Consider the following 8718-nt stretch of genomic DNA (forward strand, 5'->3'; position numbering starts at 1 on the left):
ATGAGCTCCGACCTGGCCTGGCAGCCGTCCCTGTTCGAGGGCGCGGACGCGCGGGTCCGGCTCGACCCCGCGTTCACCGGGCTGCGCCGCCACGAGCTGACCGAGGGCGCCTGGGTCGACGTCGTCCCCGGCTGGTGCGCCGGCGCCGACGGCCTGCTCGCCCGGCTGCTCGACGAGGTGCCGTGGGGGCCGCAGCGCCGCGTGCGCATGTACGACGGCATCGTCGCCGAGCCCCGGCTCACCCACCGCTGGGTCCTCGACGACGGCGCCGACCCCCGGTCCGACGACGCCCCGCCGCCGGAGCTCGTCGAGATGGCCGCCCTGCTGGGGCGGCGCTACGACGTCGCGTTCACCCAGATCGGCGCCAACCTCTACCGCGACGGCGCCGACAGCGTCGCCTGGCACGGCGACCGCGTCGCCCGCGAGCTGCCCAGCGCGACGGTGGCGCTGGTGTCGCTGGGGGCGGTGCGGCCGTTCCGGCTGCGCCCGCACGGCGGCGGCGAGGGCGTCGGGTTCCTGCCCGGTCCGGGCGACCTGCTCGTCATGGGCGGCTCCTGCCAGCGCACCTGGCAGCACGCGGTGCCGAAGGTGCGGGCCGCGGCGCCCCGGGTCAGCGTGCAGTTCCGGCACGCCTACCCGCGCTGACCCGGGGCGCGGGCTACCCGCGCAGGCGCTCGTGGACCATCAGCACCGCCGGTCCGCGGTGCAGGACGGCGGTCAGCCGCAGCTCGACGCCGGCGCCACCCTCGGCGAACAGTCGCCGGCCGCGGCCGAGCACGGTCGGGAACACCAGCGTCCGGTACTCGTCGACCAGGTCCCGCGCGGCCAGCTGGTGCACCAGGCTCGTGCTGCCGATCACGACGACGTCGCGCCCGGCGGCGAGCCCGGGCACGGCCGCGACGGCGTCGCCGTCGACCAGCGAGGAGTTGTTCCAGTCGCCGACGTCGGTCAGCGTGCGGGAGGCCACCAGCTTCGCCGCCCCGTTCATCGCGTCCGGGAAGTCGCCGCTGCGCGCCGGCCAGCGCCGGGAGAACAGCTGCCACGTACCGCGCCCGAACAGCAGTGCGCAGCTGCTCAGCATCGGACCCAGGTCGAACTTGTCGCCGATCACGGCGTCCGGGCCGTGCCGGAAGGCCCAGCCACCCCCCGGCGCCCCCCACGACCCGTCCGGGTCCTCCACGACCCCGTCCAGCGTCACGAACTCGACCACGACCACTCGTCCCATGTCGGCTCCTCGTCGCGCGCCCCGGTGGCGCGGTCGAGGTACGTACCGGCGCGGGCGACCGGACTCATCGGTGGGCGAGGATGCCGCGGTGAGCAGCATCACGGCCGAGGCCGACTTCGCGGCCCGCACCGGGCCGCACCGGCGCGAGCTGGTGGCCTACTGCTACCGGATGCTCGGTTCCCCGCAGGAGGCCGAGGACCTGGCCCAGGAGACGCTGCTGCGGGCCTGGAAGGCCCGGGAGCGCTACGACGAGCGCCGGGCCTCCGTGCGCACCTGGCTCTACCGGATCGCGACCAACGCCTGCCTCAGCGCGCTGCGCAGCCGCGCCCGGCGGCCGCTGCCCTCGGGCCTGGGAGCGCCGAGCACGGACCCCGAGGCGCCGCTGGTGCCGGTGCTGGACGTGCCGTGGCTGCAGCCGTCCCCCGACGCCGGGGCGGGCATGCGGTTGGCGTTCGTCGCGGCGCTGCAGCTGCTGCCGGCGCGCCAGCGCGCGGTGTTGGTGCTGCGCGACGTGCTGGAGTTCAGCGCGGCCGAGGTGGCGGCCCAGCTGGGCGCGTCGGTCGCGGCGGTGAACAGCGCCCTGCAGCGCGCCCGTTCGGCGGTGGCCGTGCGCGCGCTCGCGGAGGAGGACCTGGCCGAACCCGACGACCCGGCCACCCGGGCCGCGGTGGACGCCTACGTCCGGGCGTTCGAGGCCGCCGACGTCGCCGCGCTGGTCGAGCTGCTCACCGAGGACGCCGTGCTGGAGATGCCGCCGGTGCCGCTCTGGTACCGCGGCCGGCAGGACTACGGCCGGTTCATCGCCCACGTGTTCACCCGCCGCGGCACGGGCTGGCGGATGCGACCAGCCCGCGCCAACGGCCAGCCCGCCCTCGTCGCCCACGCGCCCGGCCCCGAGGGCCTACGGCTGCACACGCTGCAGGTCCTGGACGTGTCCGGCGGCCGGATCGCGCGCAACACGGTCTTCGCCGACCCCGCCGTGCTCGCGGCGTTCGCGCTCCCGGCCACCCCGCCGGAGGGAGATCACGGCCGCTGAGGAGTCCCGGACGGGCTCCCTGTTGTCTACGCTTCGGCGGTGCAGCGCAAGATCGGCGTGATGGGCGGGACGTTCGATCCGATCCACCACGGCCACCTGGTGGCCGCGAGCGAGGTGGCGGACCGGTTCGGGCTCGACGAGGTCGTCTTCGTGCCCACCGGTCAGCCGTGGCAGAAGTCGGAGCACGAGGTCAGCCGGGCCGAGGACCGCTACCTCATGACCGTCATCGCCACCGCGTCCAACCCACGGTTCTCGGTCAGCCGGGTCGACGTCGACCGCGACGGCCCCACCTACACCGCCGACACCCTGGCCGATCTGAGCACCGAGTACCCCGACGCCCGGCTGCACTTCATCACCGGCGCCGACGCGCTGGCGCAGATCCTGTCCTGGCACAAGTTCGAGCAGCTCTTCGAGCTGGCCCACTTCATCGGCGTCACCCGCCCCGGCTACACGCTCGGCGACGACCACCTGCCGGAAGGGGCGGTGACGCTGGTCGAGGTGCCCGCGATGGCCATCTCCTCCACCGACTGCCGCCGCCGCGTCGCCGGCGGCCACCCGGTCTGGTACCTCGTGCCCGACGGCGTCGTGCAGTACATCTCGAAGCGCCGGCTCTACCGCGAGCAGGCGCCCTGACCACGCGGTCCCGACCGACCTCGGTAATGGCGCATCCCGACTCCTGGACCCGGCACACCGGCGTGTGCGGGGAGCCCTCATGGCCGCATGTCCGACTGGCGCAGCGAGTACGACCGGATCGTGTGCCTGGACCCGCAGGCGTACTGACCGTGGGCATGGACATCGCGGGCGACCGAGGACGTGGTCAGGACCGGACGCGTGCGCCTATCGGCCGACCGTTCCGTCGATCTGCTCGCGCAGGATGTCGGCGTGGCCCGCGTGGCGGGCCGTCTCGGTGATCATGTGTTGGATGATCCAGCGTGCGGTGCAGCGTGGACGGCCGTTCGCCGGCGTCTCGACGATCTGATCGAGATCGGTCCATCCGGCGATGACCGCGTCGGACTCCTGTCCGGCGCGCCGGTAGCTCGCTACCAGGTCGGGCACGGTGTCGCCACCGGTGAGCGCGGAGGCCGTTCGCATGTCATCGATCGCGCTTCCGGCGAACCAGAACCGCTCTGCCACGGTCAGGTGTTTGACCAACCAGGTGAGGCTCGTGCCGGACGGCACGCCGGGGCGGTGTGCTGCGTCCTCGGGAAGACCGAGTGCCTTCCCGATGACTGCTTCCCGCTTGTACCCGAGGAACTCGACGAGGGTCGCGACCTCGCCGCCGCTGCCGAATGCGGGGCGCGAGCCGTCGCTGAGTGCGTGCACGGAGCTGAATCTAGGGCTGGGCGCCGAGCCACCGATAATCGCACCCCGGCGTCTTCGCAGCTCAGCAGGCGTTTCCGCACCGTCGGCCCAGGTCACTGTGCACAGCGCCGCGGGGCGGGAGCCGGGGTCAGGGCTCCAGCCGGGCCAGGGCGCCGATCTCCAGCGCGACCCACAGCGCGCCGTCGGGGCCGGTGGTGATGCCGTGCGGCTCCGAGCCGGGTGTCGGCAGCTCGACGGAACCGATGCGCCCCTCCGCGTCGATCCGGCCGACCCGGTTGGCGCCCCACTCGGTGAACCAGCAGGCCCCGTCGGGCCCCGCGGTGATCGCGTGCGGGCGCGCCTCGCGGTCGGGCAGCCCGAACTCGGTGATCGCGCCGTCGACGTCGATCCGGCCGATCTGCCCGGCGAGGATCTCGACGAACCACAGCGCGCCGTCGGGGCCGGTGGTGATGCCGACCGGACCGGCGTCCGCGGTGGGCAGCGGGAACGTCGTGATCTCGCCCCCGGTGGTGATGCGCCCGATCGCGCCCGCCTGGTTCAGGGTGAACCACAGGGCGCCGTCCGGGCCGGTCACGATCATCGACGGGAAGCCACCGGCGTCGGGGAGCTCGAACTCGGTGATGTCGCCGTCGGTGGTGAGGCGGCCGATCCGGTCGGAGCTCATCGCGGTGAACCAGAGCGCGCCGTCGGGGCCCGCGGTGATGCCGAACGGGCCGGAGGCCGGGGTGGGCACGTCGAACGCCGTCGTCGCGCCGTCGGTGGTCAGCCGCAGGACGCGGTTGGCCCGCGACTCGGTGCACCAGAGGGCCCCGTCCGACCCGACCGCCAGCAGCGAGGGGCCACCGGTCGCCGGGTCGAGCTGGTGGGCGCTCGCCGTCCCGTCGGGGGCGAGGCGGCCGACGCGCCCGGCGTGCACCTGGGTGAACCACAGTGCCCCGTCGGGCCCGGTGACCACCCCGTACGGACCGGCTCCGGCCTCGGCGACCGGGAACTCGGTGACGGTCACGTGCTCATCCCCTCCTGTGCGGCGCCACCCTGACGCTGGTCATCAGCGTCGTCGTGACCTCGTGGTCCGACTCGAACCGGACGTCGTCCATGCAGGTGCGGATCATGAGCATGCCCAGCCCGCGCTGGACGCCCGGCGGGCACCAGCGCCGGTTGTCCGACACGCCCACCACGATCCGGCGACCGCCGTCGGACTCGCTGAACTGGCGCGCCGCCACCCGCACCTCCGAGGCGAAACCGGGCGCGTCGGCGTGCTCGACCGCGTTCGACACGGCCTCGTTGACCGCGAGGACGATGTCGTCCACCTCCTCGTCGGGCCACGCCAGGTCGGCCAGCCACACCCGGAAGCGTTGGCGCACCACCGACAGCGAGACCGGATCGGCCATCAGCACCATCGAGATGGTGCCCGGGGCCGGCGTTTCCGCTGCGGGCTCGGCCACGTGCACCCCTCCCGCTCAGCCCGCGAGGGCCTCGTCCACCGTGCCGAAGATCGACAGCACGTCGTCGAGGCCCATGGTCCGGATCGGCCGCATGACCGGGCGGTCCTGGTCGACCACCACCCGCAGCGGCGTCCCGATCGAGCGGGCCTCGTCGTTGAGCGAGACCAGCACGCCCAGGCCGGACGAGGAGAGGAACTCGACCCCGAGCATGTCCAGCACGACCGGGCGGCCGCCGGCCTCGCGCAGCACCTCGCCCGCGGCCTCGGCCAGCCGTCCGCCGGTGCTGAGATCGACCTCGCCGCGGATCGCGAGCACGAGCGCGCCGCCCCGGTCCTGCCGGGCGACGGTCATCAGCAGTTCGGCGGGCGGAACTCCACCGAGCGGGCCACTCATGCTGACGGAGGGTACAGAGGCGCCGGATGGCCCACCCGATGCACGGTGCGACCCGGCGGTCGCTGCTGTCCGGGGGACGATGCCGACTCTCCTGTTCGCCTCATGTCCGGTGGTACCCCACCCGGGGGCCCTCCCACACCTGCGCCGCCGTGCCCGGCGGGGCCCCCGCGCCGGCGCCTGGGACACTGGACGCGACGAGGCGGGCCGGTAGGCCCACCGGGAGAGGGGAACAGTGACGGCCACCGACCAGGCCCTGGACATGGCCCGCGTGGCCGTTGTCGCAGCCGCGGACAAGAAGGCGCAGGACATCGTCGTGCTCGACGTGTCCGAGCAGCTCGTCATCACCGACTGCTTCGTGATCGCGTCGGCGCCGAACGAGCGCCTGGTGCAGGCGATCGTCGACGAGGTCGAGGAGAAGCTGCGCCTGCACGGGGCCAAGCCCACCCGCCGCGAGGGCACCCGGGAGGGGCGCTGGGTCCTGCTCGACTTCGTCGACGTCGTCGTGCACGTCCAGCACGCCGAGGAGCGCGGCTTCTACGGGCTCGACCGGCTCTGGAAGGACTGCCCGCGCATCCGGTTCCCGGAGGCGGAGACCCCCGACGGCGCGACCGACGGGGCAGCGGGTGGTGCCGGGTGACCCTGCGCATGGTGGTGCTGCTGCGCCACGGCCAGACCGACTACAACGTCGCCGGGCGCATGCAGGGCCACATCGACTCCCAGCTCACCCCGGACGGCGTGGCGCAGGCCGTGGCCGCCGCCCCGGACATCGCCAAGGTGGGTCCGGACCGGATCGTCAGCTCCGACCTGCGGCGCGCCCGCGACACCGCCGAGCAGGTCGGCGGGGCGTGCGGGCTGCCGGTCGCGCTCGACCCCCGGCTGCGCGAGACGCACCTGGGCGAGTGGCAGGGGCGCACCGTCACCGAGATCGAGCAGGAGTACCCGGGCGCCATCGCGACCTGGCGCTCCGACCCGGCGTGGGCGCCGCCCGGCGGCGAGTCCCGCATCGACGTCGTGCGCCGCAGCCGGCCGGTCGTCGACGAGGTCGAGGAGGAGCTGGCCGACGTGCCGGTGGCCACCGCGGTGCTGGTGGCGCACGGCGGGCTGATCGCGGGCCTGGTCTGCGGGCTGATGGCCCTGCCCACCTCGACGTGGCCGTCGATCGGCGGGCTCGGGAACTGCCGCTGGGCCACCCTGGCCCGCCGCGACGACCACCCGCGCTGGAGGCTGACCGGCTACAACGTCGGCACCGCCGGTTGAGCCCGACGCTGCTGGTCCTGGCCGACTCGCTGGCCTTCCACGGGCCGCGGCGGGCCGAGCCGGCCGACGAGCCGCGGCTGTGGCCCAACGTCGCCGCCGCCGAGCTGGGCGGGCGGGCCGAGCTGGTGGCCGGGATCGGCTGGACCGCCCGGCACGCCTGGCACGCGGTCACCCACGACCCGAGGGTGTGGGCGCTGGTGCCCCGCGTCGACGCGCTCGTGCTGGGCGTGGGCGGGATGGACACGCTGCCCTCCCCGCTGCCGACGGCCGTGCGCGAGCTGATCCCGGTGCTGCGCCCCGACGGGCTGCGCCGCGCCGTGCGCACCGGGTACAACGCCGCCCAGCCCGTGCTGGCCAGGGCCTTCGCGCGGGTCCTCCCCGGCGGCGGGCCGGTCGCGCTGCCGCCCCGGGAGACCGTGCGCCACCTGGAGCTGTGCCGGCGCGCCGTGCTGGCGCTGCGGCCGGGGATCCCGGTCGTCGCGGTCCTCCCGCCGGTGCACCGGGCCGCCGTCTACGGCCACGTGCACCGCGGGCGCCCGGCCGCCGAACGGGCGACCCGCGCCTGGGCCGGGCGGACCGGGGTGCTGCTGCTCGACCTGGCCGCGCTGGTCTCCGAGCACGTGCTGGGCGGGCACGGCAACCCCGACGGCATGCACTGGGGCTGGTCGGCGCACGCCGCCGTCGGCGCCGGGTGCGCCGCCGTGCTGCGCCCGGCGCTGCGGATGTGAGCTGGGGCACTAGGGTGCCTCGACGTGCACGTCGCCGTCGTCACCGACTCCACCGCCTACCTCCCGGAGGGCCTCGCCGAAGCCCGTGACGTGCGGGTCGTCCCGCTCGAGGTCCGGCTCGGGCAACGGGTGGGCCGGGAGGGCGTAGACATCGGCACCGACGAGCTCGTCGCGGCCCTCGCCGACCGCGCCCTCGAGGTGCAGACCTCCCGACCGACGCCGGCCGAGTTCGTCCGCCGGTTCCGCGCCGCGCTCGACGCGGGCGCCCCGGGGGTGGTCTCGGTGCACCTCTCGCGCGGGCTGTCCGGCACCTGGGACGCGGCCCGCCAGGCCGCCCAGGAGGTCGACGCCGCCCGCATCCGGATCGTCGACTCGCAGGCCACGGGGATGGGGCTGGGGTTCGCGGTGCTCGCCGCCGCGGACGCGGCGCAGGCGGGGGCCGACGCGGCCGAGGTGGAGTCCGCCGCGGCCGACGTCGCCGCGCGCTGCCGCATGTTCTTCTCGGTCGAGACGCTGGACCGGCTGCGCCGGGGCGGGCGGATCGGCGCCGCGGCTGCGCTGGTGGGCACGGCGCTGGCGGTGAAGCCGCTGCTGCACGTGGCGCAGGGCCGGATCCTGCCGCTGGAGAAGGTGCGCACGACCGCGAAGGCCGCCCAGCGGCTGGTGGAGCTGGCGGTCAAGGCCGCCGGCGACGGGCCCGTCGATCTCGCGGTGCACCACCTCGGCGCGGCGGCGCGGGCCGAGGAGGTCGCCGCGCGGCTGCGGGAGCGACTGCCGGGGGCGGCGCGCCTGCTGGTGTCCGAGGTCGGGGCGGTGATCGGGGCGCACGTCGGGATGGGGCTGCTGGGGGTCGTCGTGGTGCCGCGCGACACCTGATCGCCACGGCGCTCTTCGCGCAGGTCGGAGCCCCTTTCGACGGTATCGCACCCGGCCGACGGGCACGGCGTGCGCGAGGTTCGCGGCGCCCGTCCATCCACAATCGGGCAGTTGTCCACAGCCGCACCGATCCGTCGCTCGGGCGTCCTCGTGCCGCCCTAGCGTCGGGGACATGGTTCGTCTCGACCCGGCCCCGTCGGTTTCACGCCTGGACACCGCCCTGCGTCCCGCCGTCGTCCCCCCGCGCCTGCCGGGGCACGATGGCGAGGCGCTGACGTGGCGGTCCGGGGCGCCGGGGGAACCCGGTGGCCCGCGCCCGCCACGGCCGGCGCGGCCCTCCGACCCGCCACCGGGCGGCCCCGCGCCTCCGGACGATCCGCCCACCGAGCCCGTCGCCCTGCTCGCCCCCCGCCCGGCGGGGGAGGGGCCGCTGCG

At 75.3% G+C, this 8718-nt stretch carries 13 protein-coding genes; 7 read left to right on the forward strand and 6 right to left on the reverse strand.

Annotated elements, in window-relative coordinates:
• Entirely contained in the window at nucleotides 1-645 is a 645-nt protein-coding gene (locus KIK08_RS22045; protein WP_214405121.1) for an alpha-ketoglutarate-dependent dioxygenase AlkB, read from the forward strand.
• Between the two features lie 13 nt (nucleotides 646-658).
• Here the strand turns inward: KIK08_RS22045 and KIK08_RS22050 are convergent, their stop codons facing one another.
• Nucleotides 659-1225, reverse strand: a complete 567-nt coding sequence (locus tag KIK08_RS22050) for a dihydrofolate reductase family protein (protein ID WP_214405122.1) — start codon at nucleotides 1223-1225, stop codon at nucleotides 659-661.
• A gap of 88 nt (nucleotides 1226-1313) precedes the next feature.
• On the opposite strand from KIK08_RS22050, the gene KIK08_RS22055 reads away from it, so the two are divergent.
• The gene (locus KIK08_RS22055) at nucleotides 1314-2261 is read left to right on the forward strand and encodes a sigma-70 family RNA polymerase sigma factor (protein WP_308257798.1); all 948 of its coding nucleotides are present in this window, start codon (nucleotides 1314-1316) and stop codon (nucleotides 2259-2261) included.
• Nucleotides 2262-2300: 39 nt separating this feature from the next.
• Nucleotides 2301-2894 carry a nicotinate-nucleotide adenylyltransferase gene (gene nadD, locus KIK08_RS22060; RefSeq protein WP_214405124.1) on the forward strand — a complete coding sequence of 198 codons (594 nt, stop codon included), beginning with the start codon at nucleotides 2301-2303 and terminating at the stop codon, nucleotides 2892-2894.
• A 204-nt stretch (nucleotides 2895-3098) separates the two neighbouring features.
• Here nadD and KIK08_RS22065 read toward each other — a convergent pair whose 3' ends face one another.
• The 4 genes from KIK08_RS22065 to KIK08_RS22080 form a co-directional block, all read right to left on the reverse strand.
• The gene (locus KIK08_RS22065; RefSeq protein WP_214405125.1) at nucleotides 3099-3584 is read right to left on the reverse strand and encodes a DinB family protein; all 486 of its coding nucleotides are present in this window, start codon (nucleotides 3582-3584) and stop codon (nucleotides 3099-3101) included.
• A 127-nt stretch (nucleotides 3585-3711) separates the two neighbouring features.
• Nucleotides 3712-4590, reverse strand: coding sequence for a Vgb family protein (locus KIK08_RS22070; protein WP_214405126.1), 879 nt, complete (start codon nucleotides 4588-4590; stop codon nucleotides 3712-3714).
• A gap of 4 nt (nucleotides 4591-4594) precedes the next feature.
• A complete protein-coding gene (locus tag KIK08_RS22075; RefSeq protein ID WP_214405127.1) occupies nucleotides 4595-5029 on the reverse strand; it encodes an ATP-binding protein in 435 nt (144 codons plus the stop codon).
• Nucleotides 5030-5044: 15 nt separating this feature from the next.
• Nucleotides 5045-5422 carry an STAS domain-containing protein gene (locus KIK08_RS22080; RefSeq protein ID WP_214405128.1) on the reverse strand — a complete coding sequence of 126 codons (378 nt, stop codon included), beginning with the start codon at nucleotides 5420-5422 and terminating at the stop codon, nucleotides 5045-5047.
• A gap of 232 nt (nucleotides 5423-5654) precedes the next feature.
• Between KIK08_RS22080 and rsfS the strand changes: the two genes are divergently transcribed.
• From rsfS to KIK08_RS22100, 4 genes are read left to right on the forward strand one after another with little or no spacing between them, the layout of a single operon-like run.
• A complete protein-coding gene (rsfS, locus tag KIK08_RS22085) occupies nucleotides 5655-6059 on the forward strand; it encodes a ribosome silencing factor (RefSeq protein WP_214405129.1) in 405 nt (134 codons plus the stop codon).
• A complete protein-coding gene (locus KIK08_RS22090) occupies nucleotides 6056-6679 on the forward strand; it encodes a histidine phosphatase family protein (RefSeq protein ID WP_214405130.1) in 624 nt (207 codons plus the stop codon). The genes rsfS and KIK08_RS22090 overlap by 4 nt, the downstream gene beginning before the upstream one ends.
• Nucleotides 6676-7407 carry a diglucosylglycerate octanoyltransferase gene (gene octT / locus KIK08_RS22095; protein ID WP_214405131.1) on the forward strand — a complete coding sequence of 244 codons (732 nt, stop codon included), beginning with the start codon at nucleotides 6676-6678 and terminating at the stop codon, nucleotides 7405-7407. The genes KIK08_RS22090 and octT overlap by 4 nt, the downstream gene beginning before the upstream one ends.
• 24 nt (nucleotides 7408-7431) lie before the next feature.
• Nucleotides 7432-8283 carry a DegV family protein gene (locus tag KIK08_RS22100; protein ID WP_214405132.1) on the forward strand — a complete coding sequence of 284 codons (852 nt, stop codon included), beginning with the start codon at nucleotides 7432-7434 and terminating at the stop codon, nucleotides 8281-8283.
• Between the two features lie 202 nt (nucleotides 8284-8485).
• Here KIK08_RS22100 and KIK08_RS22105 read toward each other — a convergent pair.
• Nucleotides 8486-8718 (reverse strand): hypothetical protein (locus tag KIK08_RS22105; protein ID WP_214405133.1); only part of this gene is annotated, 233 nt, incomplete at its 5' end.

Source organism: Pseudonocardia lacus (assembly GCF_018531445.1).
GTDB lineage: Bacteria > Actinomycetota > Actinomycetes > Mycobacteriales > Pseudonocardiaceae > Pseudonocardia > Pseudonocardia lacus.

Excerpts from the sequence above, each read along its gene's own strand:
- KIK08_RS22045 (WP_214405121.1), top strand. The coding sequence starts at position 1 with ATGAGCTCCGACCTGGCCTGGCAGCCGTCCCTGTTCGAGGGCGCGGAC.
- KIK08_RS22050 (WP_214405122.1), bottom strand. The coding sequence starts at position 1,225 with ATGGGACGAGTGGTCGTGGTCGAGTTCGTGACGCTGGACGGGGTCGTG.
- KIK08_RS22080 (WP_214405128.1), bottom strand. The coding sequence starts at position 5,422 with ATGAGTGGCCCGCTCGGTGGAGTTCCGCCCGCCGAACTGCTGATGACC.